13 protein-coding genes are annotated in these 14,171 nt (G+C 70.3%); 8 read left to right on the top strand and 5 right to left on the bottom strand.

Annotated elements, in window-relative coordinates; all coding sequences use genetic code 11:
* Positions 1-12 precede the first annotated feature (12 nt).
* Together ACFFC4_RS04490 and ACFFC4_RS04485 are read right to left on the bottom strand one after the other, a co-directional pair.
* Positions 13-711 (bottom strand): phosphoadenylyl-sulfate reductase, encoded by a 699-nt coding sequence (locus ACFFC4_RS04490; RefSeq protein ID WP_375498202.1) that lies wholly within the window; start codon positions 709-711, stop codon positions 13-15.
* Positions 699-2,381 (bottom strand): nitrite/sulfite reductase, encoded by a 1,683-nt coding sequence (locus tag ACFFC4_RS04485; protein ID WP_375498200.1) that lies wholly within the window; start codon positions 2,379-2,381, stop codon positions 699-701. Before ACFFC4_RS04485 ends, ACFFC4_RS04490 begins: the two co-directional genes overlap by 13 nt.
* A 239-nt stretch (positions 2,382-2,620) precedes the next feature.
* On the opposite strand from ACFFC4_RS04485, the gene cobA reads away from it, so the two are divergent.
* From cobA to ACFFC4_RS04460, 5 genes are all read left to right on the top strand, one after another.
* Positions 2,621-3,799 carry a uroporphyrinogen-III C-methyltransferase gene (gene cobA / locus ACFFC4_RS04480; RefSeq protein WP_375498611.1) on the top strand — a complete coding sequence of 393 codons (1,179 nt, stop codon included), beginning with the start codon at positions 2,621-2,623 and terminating at the stop codon, positions 3,797-3,799.
* A 138-nt stretch (positions 3,800-3,937) separates the two neighbouring features.
* Entirely contained in the window at positions 3,938-4,333 is a 396-nt protein-coding gene (locus ACFFC4_RS04475) for an SAV_6107 family HEPN domain-containing protein (protein ID WP_375498198.1), read from the top strand.
* 68 nt (positions 4,334-4,401) lie between these two features.
* Positions 4,402-5,181 carry a class I SAM-dependent methyltransferase gene (locus ACFFC4_RS04470; protein WP_375498196.1) on the top strand — a complete coding sequence of 260 codons (780 nt, stop codon included), beginning with the start codon at positions 4,402-4,404 and terminating at the stop codon, positions 5,179-5,181.
* A 9-nt stretch (positions 5,182-5,190) separates the two neighbouring features.
* Entirely contained in the window at positions 5,191-6,513 is a 1,323-nt protein-coding gene (dinB, locus tag ACFFC4_RS04465; RefSeq protein WP_375498194.1) for a DNA polymerase IV, read from the top strand.
* A 124-nt stretch (positions 6,514-6,637) separates the two neighbouring features.
* Complete coding sequence (locus tag ACFFC4_RS04460; RefSeq protein ID WP_375498192.1) at positions 6,638-7,027, top strand: DUF3040 domain-containing protein; 390 nt, start codon at positions 6,638-6,640, stop codon at positions 7,025-7,027.
* 99 nt (positions 7,028-7,126) lie between these two features.
* On the opposite strand, the gene ACFFC4_RS04455 is transcribed toward ACFFC4_RS04460, so the two are convergent.
* The 3 genes from ACFFC4_RS04455 to ACFFC4_RS04445 are packed head-to-tail and all read right to left on the bottom strand — an operon-like array spanning position 7,127 to position 11,813.
* The gene (locus tag ACFFC4_RS04455) at positions 7,127-9,484 is read right to left on the bottom strand and encodes a DUF3488 and DUF4129 domain-containing transglutaminase family protein (protein ID WP_375498190.1); all 2,358 of its coding nucleotides are present in this window, start codon (positions 9,482-9,484) and stop codon (positions 7,127-7,129) included.
* Positions 9,481-10,833 (bottom strand): DUF58 domain-containing protein, encoded by a 1,353-nt coding sequence (locus tag ACFFC4_RS04450; protein ID WP_375498188.1) that lies wholly within the window; start codon positions 10,831-10,833, stop codon positions 9,481-9,483. The genes ACFFC4_RS04455 and ACFFC4_RS04450 overlap by 4 nt, the downstream gene beginning before the upstream one ends.
* Before the next feature lie 2 nt (positions 10,834-10,835).
* Positions 10,836-11,813: an AAA family ATPase gene (locus tag ACFFC4_RS04445; protein ID WP_375498609.1), complete on the bottom strand. Its 978-nt coding sequence runs from the start codon at positions 11,811-11,813 to the stop codon at positions 10,836-10,838.
* Between the two features lie 324 nt (positions 11,814-12,137).
* Between ACFFC4_RS04445 and mraZ the strand changes: the two genes are divergently transcribed.
* The 3 genes from mraZ to ACFFC4_RS04430 all read left to right on the top strand — a co-directional run.
* The gene (gene mraZ, locus ACFFC4_RS04440; protein WP_375498186.1) at positions 12,138-12,569 is read left to right on the top strand and encodes a division/cell wall cluster transcriptional repressor MraZ; all 432 of its coding nucleotides are present in this window, start codon (positions 12,138-12,140) and stop codon (positions 12,567-12,569) included.
* A gap of 141 nt (positions 12,570-12,710) precedes the next feature.
* The gene (gene rsmH, locus ACFFC4_RS04435) at positions 12,711-13,703 is read left to right on the top strand and encodes a 16S rRNA (cytosine(1402)-N(4))-methyltransferase RsmH (protein ID WP_375498184.1); all 993 of its coding nucleotides are present in this window, start codon (positions 12,711-12,713) and stop codon (positions 13,701-13,703) included.
* On the top strand, positions 13,700-14,171 hold a 472-nt coding region (locus ACFFC4_RS04430; RefSeq protein ID WP_375498182.1), incomplete at its 3' end, for a septum formation initiator family protein. The genes rsmH and ACFFC4_RS04430, both read left to right, overlap by 4 nt.

The following is a 14,171-nucleotide window of genomic DNA, read 5'->3' as shown; positions in this document are numbered from 1 at the left end:
CTCAGCCTGGTGTCAGTGGATGCCGCACTCGATCTTGCCGCTGCCGGCCCAGCGCCCGGCGCGCGCGTCCTCGCCCGGTGCGATGCGCCGCGTGCACGGCGCGCAGCCGACCGAGCCGTAGCCGTCGAACAGCAGAGGGTTGACGAGCACACCGTTGTCGACGATGTAGCGGTCGATGTCGTCCTGCGTCCAGGCCGCGATCGGGTTCAGCTTGACCATGCCGCGGCTGTCGTCCCACTCGACCACCTTCACGCCGGCGCGGGTCGACGCTTCGTCGCGGCGCAACCCGGAGGCCCAGGCGCCGTAGTCCTTGAGCGCCTTGCGCAGCGGCATCACCTTGCGCAGCGCGCAGCACTGATCGGGGTTGCGTTCGTACAGCCGGGCGCCAAACGAGGCGTCCTGCTCGGCCACCGTCTGATGGGGCAGGACGGTGCGGATCGTGACCGGCAGCGTCGCGGCGGCGGCGTCGCGGGTGCCCAGCGTCTCGGCGAAGTGGTAACCGGTGTCGAGGAAGAGCACGTCGACGCCCGGACGCACCTTCGCAGCCAGCGACGGAAGGACTGTGTCGGCCATCGACGAGGCCACCGCCCACGACGGCCCGAACTGCTCGTCGGCCCAGCCCAGGATCTCGAGGGCGGTGGCGCCCTCGAGCTCGTCGCCCGCCTTCTCGGCCAGCGCCTTCATCTCATCGCGTGTCGTCAGAGCAACCATGCTTCATCCGCCCGCGACACGTAGGTCGCGAACGGTTCGCCTCCTTCACGGCGCTCGAGGTAACCGCGAAGCACGCGCTCGATGTACTCGGGCGCTTGCTCTGCTGTCACCTTCAAACCCCGGAACTTGCGGCCAAATTCCGCGTCTGTGCCCAGCTGCCCGCCGAGGTGCACTTGGAAGGTCTCGTCGAACCCGCCGTCGGCGCCGCGGGTGACCATGCCCTTGAACCCGATGTCGGCGACCTGAAAACGAGCGCACGAGTTCGGGCAGCCGTTGACGTTGATCGTGATCGGGGTGTCGAAGTCGGGCATCCGCTTCTCCATCTCGATCCGGATCTCGTTGGATCGCTGCTTGGTCTCGACGAGGGCGAGCTTGCAGAACTCGATACCGGTGCATGCCATGGCGCCCCGCCCGAACGCCGACGGGCGCACCGTGTAGCCGAGCTCGCCCAGTTCGCCGACGACGGCCTCGCTGTCCGCAGGCGCAACGTTGAGCACGACGACGCCCTGCTGCGCGGTCAACCGGATCTGGCCCTGGCCGGCGCTGTAGCGATCGGCGACCTCGGCCAGCCCGTGCAGCGCGGTGCCGGACGTGCGACCGGACTTGGTGATTCCGCCGACGGCGACGCGCCCGTCCGTCTGCTCCTCGACGCCGATGTGGTCACGGTGGTTCGGCGATGCGGCTGGGGCCGGGCCGTCCGGGAGCGCGCGGTGCAAGTACTCCTGCTCGAGAACTTCCCGGAATTTCTCGACGCCCCAGTCCGCGATCAGGAACTTCAACCGCGCGTGGTTGCGCTGCCGCCGGTAGCCGTAGTCGCGGAACACCGAGACGACGGCGGCCCACACATCACTGACCTCGTCGGGGCGCACGAACACACCGACCCGCTCGGCGAAGCGCGGGTTCGTCGACAGCCCGCCGCCGACCCACAGGTCGAAACCGGGTTGGCCGTCGGGCCCTACGACGCCCACGAAAGAGACGTCGTTGATCTCGTGATTCGTGCAATGCCGTGCGCACCCCGAGATGGACGTCTTGAACTTGCGCGGCAGGTTCGAGAACGCCGGGTCGCCGATGTACTTCTCGACCGTCGCCTGCAGGAGCGGGGCCGCGTCGATGACCGAGTCGTGGGCAATGCCCTCGAGCGGGCAGCCGAGCATGACGCGCGGGCAGTCGCCGCAGGCCTCGGTCGTCGACAGGCCGACGGCCTCGAGCCGACGCCAGATCTCGGGGACGTCCTCGATGCGGATCCAGTGCAGCTGAACGTTCTGCCGGTCGCTGACGTCGGCGACGTCGCGTCCGAACTCGGTCGAGATGCCGGCGACGACCCGCAGCTGCTCACTCGTCAGCGCGCCGCCGTCGATGCGCACCCGCAGCATGAAGAATGCGGCCTCGAGTTCCTCCGGTTCGAGGGTTGCTGTCTTACCGCCGGGGATGCCCTCCTTGCGCTGGGTGTAGAGGCCCATCCAGCGGAAGCGGTTGCGCAGGTCGGCGGGGTCGATGCTGTCGAAGCCCCGGACCGAATAGATGTCGAGGATGCGCTGGCGGACATGCAGCGCGTCGTCGTCCCTCTTGACCTGCTCGTTCTTGTTCAACGGTTCGCGGTAGCCGAGGGCCCACTGACCCTGCCCCCGCTTGGGCTTCGTACTACGAGTTGCGTTCTCTCGCGCCGGCATGCGGCGTTCCCTTCGACGGTCGGTGACGTGCGGGGAGCTGACGGCTATGTATGTCTGGGTGAAAGGACATCGGCCGTCGGGTGCTCAACAGCCCGCGGTGGTCACCCGGAGGAGATCGATGTGGCGGCGTTGCGTCAGCCACGAGCAGACGAAACCACCAGGCCATGATCCCACACGAGGGGCTGCGGACAGCACGAGGCGGGGTGGGCCGCGACAATGGTCAGGTGCCTGGGTACCCGATGCTGCTCGACGTCACCGGGCGACGGGTCGTGGTGGTCGGCGCCGGCCGCGTCGCCACCCGCCGGGTCCGTGGTCTGGTCGACGCTCATGCCGACATCGTGGTGATCGCACCGGAGGTCGACGACGCAGTGCGGCTTGCGGGCGTGACCGTGCACGAGCGACCCTTTGCCGCTCGTGATCTCGACGGCGCGTGGCTCGCCGTGGCGTGCACCGACGACCCGGGCGTCAACGCCGCCGTGTCGGACGCGGCCGCGGCCCGGCGGGTGTTTTGCGTACGAGCCGACAACGCGGGGGAGGGCTCGGCGCGCACGCCTGCGGTGGCCCGCCATGGCGACGTGACCATCGCCGTCAACGGTGGCGACGACCCTGCGCGGACCCGCGCGCTGCGGGATGCGATCTCCGCGGCGCTGGCCGCCGGTGACCTACCGCTGCGGGCGCACAGGCGGCCGGCCGCCGGTTCGGTGGCGCTCGTCGGCGGTGGCCCGGGGGATCCTGAATTAATCACCGTGCTCGGTCAGCGTCTGGTGTCCGACGCCGATGTCGTCGTCGTCGATCGCCTCGCCCCCCGGCAGCTGCTCGATGCACTGCCTGACAGCGTCGAGGTCATCGATTGCGGCAAGTCCGCCCATCGGCACAACCTGACGCAATCCGAGATCAACGACGTGCTCGTCGACCGGGCGCTGGCCGGCAAGCGGGTCGTGCGGCTCAAGGGCGGCGACCCGTTCGTGTTCGGCCGCGGCGGCGAGGAGTGGCTCGCATGCCTCGCCGCCGGCGTGCCGGTGACGGTGGTGCCGGGGATCAGCTCGGCTCTCGCCGCCCCGGCGCTGGCCGGCATCCCACTGACCCACCGCGGGTTAGCAGCCGACTTCACCGTCGTGTCCGGGCATCTCGACCCGGGGCGCCCGGCCGACCAGGGCGTCGACTGGCCGGGTCTGGCCGTCAACGCCGGCACCCTGGTGATTCTGATGGCCATGGATCGACTGCACCTCATCGCCGATGCATTGATTGAGCACGGCCGGCCGGCGTCGACCCCTGCCGCCGTGGTGCACCGCGCAGCCAGCGAACACCAGCAGGTGGTGCGGGCCCGGCTTGACGGCATTGCGGCGGCCGCTCGCGAGGCCGGTCTCAGCGCACCCGCCGTGGTCGTGGTCGGCGCGGTGGTGGACGTCCTGGCCTGACCCTCGGAACGTCAACCGGCACCGATATCGACACTATCGAAAAGTGTCAGACCTCCCGTCGAACCTCGGGAACAACCGCAGGGATGCGCGCGTTCTATTTCTGAGCTAATATCGAACCAGGTCGTACCGGAGGTTGTCATGGCTGACTTGCTCACCCCCTCACGGGGTTCTGCATTCGGACTGCTCACGCAGGCCCGCACCGTGCTCGAGGATGCCGAGCACGCCGACGATGCTGGCGAGCGCTTCCGCCTCGCCCACCTCTCCGCCCTGCGCACGGCCGCTGCGGTGGCCGCCCAGCGGGGCCGACCGGCCAGTACCCGGCGTCGGTTGATGAGCGTGTGGGTGCTGCTCGACAAGGTTGCGCCCGAGTACGCCGAGTGGGCCACCTTCTTCGCCGCCGGGGCGCAGGCCCGGGCCGCAGTTGAGGCCGGCTCCTGGTCGGCGGTCAGCCCACGAACGGCCGACGATCAGGTGCGCGCCGCCCGCGAATTCCTGGCCCTCGTCGAAGACTCGCTCGGGCTGCTCGCGGCGTAAGTGCCCACCCGTGGCGCGAGCTGCGAACGATGTCGTTGCCCGCGGCTAGCCTCTCTAGTGTGATCAGCGTGCCCACCGAAGCCGGCTCCGGCGAGCACGCCGGTCTGCGTTCGGCACCTGGACGCGTCAGGCTGGTGTCCCGACTGCTGGGCGAGGCCCTGACGGACGTTGTTCCGGCCCCGTCGGCGCCGGGAGCTGTGTCGGTGCCGGGAGCTGTGTCGGTGCTCGACTGCGGCGGAGGCAGCGGTACCTACGCTGTTCCGCTGGCGTCTGCCGGGTGCGATGTCACGGTGCTCGACATCAGCGCCGACGCGCTGTCCACCTTGCGGTTGCGTGCCGACGAGGCCGGCGTGTCATCGCTGGTGCACGCCTACGCCGGTGACGTCGAACGGCTGGCCGAGCTGTTCGCCGGCCGCACGTTCGATGCCGTACTGGCGCACGGCATCCTCGACGCCGTCGACGACGTGCCGGCCACCTTCGCAGCGATGGTGGCTGCGGTCCGTCCCGGCGGCCTGCTCAGCGTGCTTGTCGGCAACCCGTTGGCCTCCGTCCTCGCCCGGGCCCTGGCCGGTGAGCCGGCCCAGGCGCTGCGCGAACTGCGCGGGCTCGATAAGGCGGGCGACGCGGTCGGCCCCGACACCGTCGACGCGCTGTGCGCGGCGGCCGGGCTCAGCGTCTTCGCTCGGCACGGCATCGGGGTCTTCTCCGACCTCGTGCCGGGTGCGGCACTCGACTCACCAGGTGCCCGTCAGGCGCTGGCCGACCTCGACGCCGAGGCGGCCGACCGCGCCCCGTTCGCAGATCTCGCCGCTCGCATCCACCTGCTCATCCGCCGACCGTCCAGCTGAGCGTCAGCGATGGGACGCAGCGCCGACCTGCCCCGCACGGCCGGCACCTACGACGGCGACGACGCGGGCTGCCCCATGCTGCACGTCGACATGGACGCCTTCTACGCCAGCGTCGAGATCAAGCGGCGCCCAGAGCTGCGTAACCGACCGGTCGTCGTCGGCGGCGGCCACCGCGGTGTCGTCGCCGCGGCCTCCTACGAGGCGCGCAAGTACGGCATCCGCAGTGCAATGCCCATGAGCCAGGCGCTGCGTCGTTGTCCGCATGCGGTGGTGCTGCCGCCCGATCGCGCGGCGTACTCCGCCGCCTCCGACCATGTCATGGCGATCTTGCGCGACGTGACCCCGCTCGTGCAGCCGCTCTCGCTGGACGAGGCCTTCCTCGACGTCTCCGGCGCCATGCGCCTGCACGGTCGACCCGGCGCCATCGCTGCGGCCATCCGCGCGAGGGTCGCAGCGGAGCTCGAGCTCACCTGCTCCGTCGGGGTGGCGCCCACCAAGTTCGTGGCCAAGCTGGCCTCGGCCCGGTGCAAACCCGACGGCCTGTTGGTGGTGCCGGCCGCGCGGGTGCTCGAATTCCTGCACCCGCTGCCCGTCACGGCACTCTGGGGCGTCGGCGAGCGCACGGCCGAATCGCTGCACCGGCTCGGGCTGCGCACGGTCGCCGACCTTGCCGCGACCCCCGTCGACACCCTGCGCCGGGCGGTCGGCGCCGCGGCCTCCGAGCAGCTGTCGGCGCTGGCCGCCGGGCACGATCCGCGCCCGGTCGAGCCGGACGAGGTCGAGAAGTCGATCAGCGCCGACCGCACCCTCGACATCGATCTCGTCCTGGAGCAGGACGTCCGGCGCGAGCTGCTACGCCTGGCCGAGGAGGTCGGCACCCGGGTCCGGTCCCGCGGCTTCGTGGCTCGCACGGTCGGGATCAAGATCCGATTTGCGGACTTCCGCACGATCACCCGAGTGCGCACGCTGCCGTCCTGGACGGCCTCGACCGGTGAGATCTTCCGGACAGCCGCGGACCTGTACCGGGGTCTAGATCTGGATCAGCCGCGGATCCGGCTGGTCGGAGTGAAGTGTGAGAACCTCCGCGAGGCGGCCGAGGCGCCAGAGCAACTCAGCTTCGATCTGGCGCGTCCCGGCCCAACAAATCAGGGCGAATCAGCACGAATCCGTGCAGATCAAGCGGTTGACGCGGCCCGTTCACGGTTCGGTGCCGCTGCGGTGACCGCCGGGTCGCTGATGCCCCGCGGTGCCCTCGACCAACCTGAAGCGGTCAGTTCGGCCGATCGGTACCGTCCCCGCGAACGACACCCATCGGATTCACCCGCTCCGTAACTTTCGAACGGGCGATTCGGCTCGTATGCTTGATGGTGTATCCGCCGTCAGCGCGGGTACACACACGTTATTCAGACCAGTTTCCGCCGTAGTCCATTCGGTCACGGCAACGAAGGAGGGCCCGGTGCCGCTCTCCGAGCACGAGCAGCGACTGCTCGATGAAATCGAGCAGGCCCTGTACGCCGAAGACCCCAAGTTTGCGGCGTCGGTTCGTTCCGCGCGGCGGCGATCACGCACTCGACGATCGCTCGCGCTGTGCATTCTGGGCGCGATCGTCGGACTGGGGCTGGTCCTTGTCGGGCTGGTCTTCCAGATCATCGTGCTCAGCGTCATCGGGTTCGTGATGCTCGTCGGTTCCACCGGTTACGGGGTGCAACTGCTGCGCGGACGCGACCGGTCCGGTACCCCGGACGACGTGTCCAGCGCTCAGCGCCCCAACAACACCCCGCAGCGACAGTCGGGGCTGCGTAACCGGATGGAAGATCGGCTTCGCAAGCGCTTCGACGAGAACTGAGTCTCGTCGTCTTCGACTGACAGCAGGGCCGGGCGAGAGATGGCCCAGACCCGCTGTCAGTTGCCGACTGTCAGTTGTCGTCCCGTCTGGACTGCGTGCTCAGTCCGTGCGGCCGCGTCGCCGGCCCCAGCCCAGCGAGGCCGGCCAGAAGACTGAACGCACCCGGGTGCTGGTGCTCCGCCCGGCGCGCAGGTTGTTGGTGACCTCGCGCAGCCCGCGCTCGAGGGTCGGCTCGTCGGTGGCTCCCGTGGCCGGTCCGGAGTAACGGCTGCGCTCGACAGCGGCGGCCAGCTCATGCAGCGAGCCCGCCGATTCGCCGGCGGCCGTGCCGAGCCAGCCGGCCACCTGGCGCGGCGAACGCGCGGGCGACCAGACGTAGCCGAGATCGACCGCGGTATCCGACAGCTCCGCCCAGAGCGGGTCGGCGTTGCCGTCGCGGCGGGCGCGGGCGAAGCGCTGCCGGCGTCGCCCCGCGCGCACGCCGGCGGGCGTCAAGAACAGAGCCAGGATCAGCAGGGTGCCGATCCCCCACCACAGCGGCTGCAACGAGATCGAGCCCGACCCCGCACCCGCCGGGTTCGCCGTGCCGGCGCTCGAGGCGGCGGCCGACGTGCTCGGCGCCGCCGAGGAGGACGTCGCGCCGCTTGTATTGGCCTTCGGCAAGGCGTCGCTGTCGGTGCCCGAGGCGTAGGAGTGCGGCGCCCACGGCAGGTCGGTCTTGCTCCCGCCGACGAGGCCCGAGGCGGGCGTCGGGTCGAACGGAATCCAGCCGACGCCGCTGAAGTAGGCCTCCACCCAGGAGTGTGCCTCGGCACTGGTGACCGTGAAGTCGCCGTCGGCGTCGGTCGGGTCGTGCATGTAGCCGAGCACGACCCGTGCCGGCACCTTGGCGTCGCGCAGCATGACGGCCATGGCAGCGGCGTACTGCTGACAGAAACCGCGCTTGTTCTTTAGGAAGTCGACGAGCGCCGAGCCCGAATCGCCCTCCTCGGTCTTCAGGTCGTAGGCGAAGCCGTTCGACGCATCGGTGAAGTAGTCGTTGATGGCCCGGGCCTGCGCGTAGGGGCTGGACTCATTCTTGGTCAGGCGCTCGACCAGGTCATGGACGAAGCTCGGGAAATTGGCCGGCAGTTGCAGATTCTCGGCCAGCGCGGCCCCGGGGGCCCCGGTTGCTGCCGTGAGCTGGTTGGCCGTCGGCGTGGGCTGAGCGAAATTCTCTACGTACGTCTGGCCCTTGCTGACCTTTGCGCCGAGCAGGATCTGGTCTTTCGGCGCCCAGGTGCCTCCGTCGAGCCCGGTGATCGAGGTCGGCAGCGAGAAGACGGGCGCGTTGCCGGAGAGCCCGGTGATCTTGATCCGAGCCTGCATCTGAACGCTGTTCTCGGCGCCACCGCCGTAGGGCTGGGTCGGGAAGTCGTTGCCCTCGACCGGCAGCTCGTTGCCGTGGCTACCCACCTGGAAGCCCTTGCCGGTGTAGTCCTCGAGCACGTTGACGCGCAGGTAGAACGGTTGCGTCGTGCCGCCACCGGTGATGTGCACGTCGGCCATGGGGTAGGGAGTCGGCTGGATCAGCTGGCCTTTGAGGGCTGCGAACGGGCTGATCGACCCACCTCCCGAGCCGCCGAACCCGCCTACGTCGCTACCGCCCCCGTTGCCGTGAAAGGCGTTGGCGATGAGGTTGCGCGACTGCCCGGGCACCGCGAGCGGGGCCAACACAGCCAGGACGAGCGCGACAACGACGATGCGCGGTGTCGACACCGACCAGCGCACGCTCGTGCTTGTTCGACGCGATCCGCGGAAGCGGCGCCCCCACCTATCGAGTTCGTCACCGGCGTCTACTCCTAACAGCAGCAGGAAACCGACCGCCGAGAAGAGAAACCACACCCATGACACCGGCTCGCGCGGCACGGCGCCCGACACCGTGTAGACGACGAGCAGAGGCACTCCGGCCAGGGCGCCGCGACGTCCCACGACGGCGATCAGATCGACGAGCGCGGCCAGCAACCCGAGCAGCGCGCAGAGGACCAGCTTGACCGCAATGGTGCTGTGGATCGGGGCGACGGAGTTCGACGTGGTGTCGTGCAGAGCGCGCAGCGCGGTGGAGATGTCGCCCGCGGTACCGCGCGTCGGGATGAACCCGGCCAGCGCGTGGTCGGGCAGGAAACGCAGGGTCAGCCACGGGACCAGCAGCAGGATGCCCGGCCAGATGTCGAGCGCGCTCGGCGGCCGGCGCCGCCGCAGCCACAGCGCGGGGCCCAGCGTGATCAACATGCTGATCCAGACGTCGGCCAGCCAGCTCCAGTCGCTGAAGATGCCCTTCAGCGGGACCATGCCAAGGGCAGCGCCGAGCAGAGCCTGTGCGGTCCGCCGGACAGCCGGCTGCAGACCAGCGCGTGGCGGACGCGACGGCGGCGCGGGGGACCGCGATGGCGGGCGGGTGTACGCGGTGGCGGTCATCGCGCAGCCGCCGCCCGGGCTGCCGAGCCCACCCCGGCCATGAGCAACTGCCACGCATGGGGCAGCGCCATACCGTGTGGCACGACCTGGACGCGCCATCCCGACGAGCGCAGCACGGCACCGGCGGCCTCGGCCGCTGACGGCCGCCCGACCGCGGATGTTCGGCCGACCCAGGTGTCGACGTCCAGCAGGAGGGCAAGCGCGGGCGTCGTCCGCCCGCGGGGTTGAGCGCCGCAGAGCAGCCGGATGTCGTCGGTACCGAGTCGGCCGAGCACGGCAATGAGCGTGGAATCGTGTGCAGCGGTGCGGATCAAGTCCGAGATGCGGGTGAGGTCGGGTGCCGGCGATTCGTGCACGGTGGCCAGGTACGTCGAGAGCTGGTCTGCGTCGGCGAACTGGGCCCGGGCGCTCGTTAAGGCGACAGTGCCCTGCTGGGCGGGGATTGCCTGCTGGGTGTCGGCGATCAGTCCGACGTCGCGGCCCGCACGCATTGCCTGGACGCCGATGCTGCCCGCAGCGCTGACCGCCCACTCGAGACTGCTGACGCGTCGCTCGTCGGTGTCGTCCGTCGAGCCGGGGCCGGGATCTTCCGGCGCCGTCTGGTGGGCGACGGTGCGGACGTCGAGCAGCACGGTGCTGTTGGCGCGCCACGGCCGCTCTGCCTGGCGCACCATCAGCTGGCCGGAGCGCGCGGTCGAGCGCCAATGAATCTTGCGCAGGTCGTCGCCGGTCCGGTACTCGCGGGTCGAGGCGTCGTCGGCGCCGTTCGAGCCGATCGAGTGGCTGCCGGAATTGCCGCCCAGCTCGTCAGAGCGCGGCGGGTCCACGGCGGGCAACCGGTCGATGCGCGGCGTGACGAGGAAGTCGGTGATCGTGCTGAACGAGCGGGTGAGCTCGATCATCCGGAACGGGTCGCCCAGGCGGATGCGCAACGGGCCGACGCGGTAGCGCCCCCGGCCCAACGCCGGGATGCGGTAGCTGATCGTGCGGGCCTCGCGCCCGGACAACGAGTCGACGACGAAGCGGGCCCTGCCGGTGATCCGCCCCGGCAGCTGGTCCTCGAGCATCAGCGCGCCGGTCGGCAGCACTGATCGGTTCGTGATCGTCAGATTCACCGTGACGGTGTCGCCGGAGGCTGCGCGGCGCGGCTCGAGCCCGCGGCGGTTGGCCACCTGCAGGCGCGAGCGGTGCACGATGACGGCGGCGACGAGGGGGATGGCCGCGGCGAGCACGCCGGCCCGCACTAGGTCGGTCTCGCCCAGCAGCACCCCGCACAGCACCGCGGTGATTCCGGCCGCGAGCAGGCAGCTGGCGCGGGTAGTGAACCCGAGCCGTCGGCGGTTTGCCATGCTCAGCGGGTTCCCCGCCCGGCCCGGGGAATGGACGTCTGCCCGGCGCCGGGAATGGGGGTCGCCTGGCCGATGCGGGCCAATACGTCGACCGCGCCGCGCCCGGCCACGTGGGCTTCGGGCGTCAGCAGGAGGCGGTGCGCCAGCACCGGAACCAGCAGGTGTTGCAGATCGTCGGGAATGACGTACTCGCGCCCGGCAAGCGCGGCCCAGGCCTTGGCAGCGCGCAGCAGCTGCAAGGTGGCCCGCGGTGACGCACCGAGCCGTAACTCGCTCGCGCGCCGGGTGGCCTCCGCGAGGTCGACCGCGTACGCCTTTACCGCGTCGGAGACGTAGATGGTGCGTACGGCAGCGACGAGAGCGCGGATCTCACCGGCGTCCGACACCGGTCGCAGGTCGTCGAGCGGGTCCGACTCGGCGTGCTCGTCGAGCATTGCGATCTCGGCGGCGCGGTCGGGGTAGCCCATCGAGATGCGTGCGGTGAACCGGTCGCGCTGAGCCTCGGGAAGGGCGTAGGTGCCCTCCATGTCGATCGGGTTCTGGGTGGCCAGCACCATGAACGGCGACTCGAGGTAGTAGGTATCACCGTCGACGGTGACCTGGCGCTCCTCCATGCACTCGAGCAGTGCGGCCTGGGTCTTCGGCGACGCGCGGTTGATCTCGTCACCGACCACGATGTTGGCGAACACGGGGCCGGGCTTGAATTCGAAGTCCCGGTCCTCGGAGTTGTAGACGCTGACCCCGGTGACGTCGCTCGGCAGCAGGTCCGGGGTGAACTGGATGCGCCGCACCGAGCAGTCGATGGAACGAGCCATCGCCTTCGCGTAGGTGGTCTTGCCCACGCCGGGGACGTCCTCGATGAGTAGGTGACCCTCAGCCAGCAGCACGGTCAGGCCCATGAGGATGGCCTGTGACTTGCCCTCGAGGACCTGCTCGATGTTGGCGCCGATGCGCTTGCCGGCGTCGGCCACGGCGCTCAGCGGGAGCGAAGCGACGTCCGGCGGAGCGGGGTCGGGACCGGCGTGCCGGGCGCCGCGAAGCAGGTCGTCCACGAGTACGTCCTTCGGTGTCGTCGCTCGCCCGTCGATCGGCGTGCGCGGGTCCTTCGAGTATGCCGACTCACGGTGCGCGAGGCACGGGTCGTGATCGAACGTCGCCAGGGGAACGGACGGCGCGACACGACGGTTCCGGCGGCGGCTGGGCATTGACCCTGAGCGTGCGTGGGTTAGAGTGGGGCATAGTGGGGAGTGATGGCGACAACTGGGTCGTGCTGCCTCCGCAGTGGGTCTCGGAGGTGAGCGGCCGTGTTCCTCGGCACGCACACCCCGCGACTGGACGACAAGGGTCGGCTCGCTTTGCCGGCGCGGTTCCGACCGGACCTGGAAGGAGGCCTGGTGATCTGCAAGGGACAGGACCGATGCCTCTACGTCTTCCCGGTCGCCGAGTTCACTCGGGTCACCGAGTCGTTGCGGTCCGCGCCGGTCACCGACCGTCGGGTCAGGGAGTACTCGCGGGTGCTGTTCGCCAGCGCTTCGCAGGAGAGCCCCGACGGCCAAGGCCGGATCACCGTGCCGCCGACGCTGCGCGAGTACGCCGGCCTGTCGAAGGAGTGCGCGGTGATCGGCGCTAACACCCGCATCGAGGTGTGGGACGCCGTCGCCTGGAACGACTACCTGCAGGCCGCCGAGCCGGGCTTCTCCGACATCGCCGAGGAGGTGCTGCCCGGGGTTCTGTAGCGCTCACCCGGTTCCACGACGTGGCTTGTGGCCTCCTCCCGTCCAACCACCTGGCGTCACTTCCCCGGCGCCAGGCGGGACGGGCGGGGACCAGAAGCAGACGTCTCCCCACTTTCCCCCACGGCGTTCCGGCACCTCTCGATGACGAAAGCGACGCGCATGACGAGTGACGAGCAGACCGGGCCGGAGCCCGCGCACGTTCCCGTGCTGCTCGACCGGGTGCTCGCGCTGCTGGGCCCGGCGCTGTCGGACCGCCCCGCGGTCGCCGTCGACGCCACTCTCGGTCTCGGGGGGCACGCCGAGGCCTTGCTGGCCGCGCACCCCCAGCTGACACTCGTCGGTCTCGATCGGGACCAGACCGCCCTGACGCGCAGCCGCGACCGCCTCGCCCGCTATGCAGGCCGCAGCCACCTCGTGCACGCCGTCTACGACCGGATGCCCGACGTCCTGGACGAGCTCGGCATCCACGGCGTGGACGGCGTGCTGTTCGACCTCGGTGTCTCGTCCATGCAACTCGACGTCGCCGAGCGTGGCTTCGCCTACGCCCAGGACGCCCCCTTGGACATGCGGATGGATCAGAGCACCGGCATGACGGCCGAGGATGTCGTGAACACCTACCCCGTCGCCGACCTCGCGCGGGTGCTGCGCGTGTACGGGCAAGAGCGATTCGCGCTGCGGATCGCCCAGTCGATAGATCGCGAGCGCCGGGTGGCCCCGCTGCGATCGACAGCGGTACTGGCCGAGCTGGTGCGCGAGGCGATACCCGCCGCGACGCGCCGGCGCGGGGGCCACCCAGCCAAACGGACGTTCCAGGCGCTGCGCATCGAGGTGAACGCCGAGCTCGACGCGGTGCGTTCGGCGGTGCCCGCGGCGCTGGCGGAACTGACGGTCGGCGGACGCATCGTCGTCCTGTCCTACCAGTCGCTCGAGGACCGCATCGTCAAACAGTCCTTCGCCGAGCTCGCCACGGATCGGACGCCGCCCGACCTGCCGGTGCCGCTGCCGGACAGCGGCCCGCAGCTGCGGTTGCTCAGCCGTGGATCCGAGCCGGCGACCGACGACGAGATCGCCGCCAACCCGCGGGCCGCCTCGGTGCGCCTGCGGGCCGCCGAGCGCATCCGGCAGGCGTCGTGAGGGAGTCCAAGAAGGCGCCGCGCGTGCCGTTCGCGCTGCTGGTCACCGTGCTGCTCGTCGGCGGGTTGGGGTTGCTGCTGGCCCTGAACACGGCCTCGGCGGCCAATGAGCTCGAACGGCACAGCCTGGCCACGAAGGACCAGCGGGTGGCTGCGCAGGTGCAGCAGCTACGCAACGAGGTGGCGATCGGCAGCGCTCCAGGGAATCTGGCGCAGGCGGCGGCCGCGCTCGGAATGGTGCCTGCCGGCAACCCGGCCTTCATCGTGCTGGGCACCGACGGTTCGGCGACCGTACTCGGCAAACCCAAGGCCGTCGCAGGCGTGCCGCTCGCCATCGCGCCCGCGCCCACGAAGGCAAAACCGAAGCCGAAGGCCACGAAGACGGCGTCCTCGACGAAGACCCCGTCGTCCACCAAGACCCCGTCGTCCACCAAGACCCCGTCGTCCACCAAGACCCCGTCGTCCACCA

The sequence above is a fragment of the uncultured Jatrophihabitans sp. genome, from assembly GCF_964244045.1.
Taxonomy (GTDB): Bacteria; Actinomycetota; Actinomycetes; order Mycobacteriales; family Jatrophihabitantaceae; genus Jatrophihabitans.
This window is presented reverse-complemented; position numbering and strand designations above follow the sequence as displayed.